Below are 274 nucleotides of genomic sequence, written 5' to 3'. Positions count from 1 at the left end.
GCATTAGCTCAATTGGTAGAGCATCTGCTTTGCAAGCAGAAGGTCAGGAGTTCGATTCTCCTATGCTCCACAGCATGTAGTCCGGCTTCCTCTTCGGAGGGGCCGGACATTTTTCATTTCTGCGCTCATTCTCAAGCACTCTGAGAAGTGACACAATGGCGAGTGATTTACTCGGATCACCATTTTCGTCCATATAGAGGGTTAAGGGTCAAAATGTGTGTCTGGCTCGGCGTGTCGCGGGGGTTAGATTTGGCCTTTTTGAATGCCGATTGAG

At 49.3% G+C, this 274-nt stretch carries 1 tRNA gene; it reads left to right on the top strand.

Going from position 1 to position 274, the window contains the following annotated elements:
* A tRNA-Ala gene (locus QP990_RS12235) sits at positions 1–70 on the top strand.
* The last annotated feature ends 204 nt before the right edge of the window (positions 71–274 follow it).

Source organism: Corynebacterium sp. MSK071, from assembly GCF_030232125.1.
GTDB lineage: Bacteria > Actinomycetota > Actinomycetes > Mycobacteriales > Mycobacteriaceae > Corynebacterium > Corynebacterium kefirresidentii.
The sequence above is the reverse complement of the archived record's forward strand: the minus strand, read 5'-3'. Positions and strand labels throughout refer to the sequence as shown.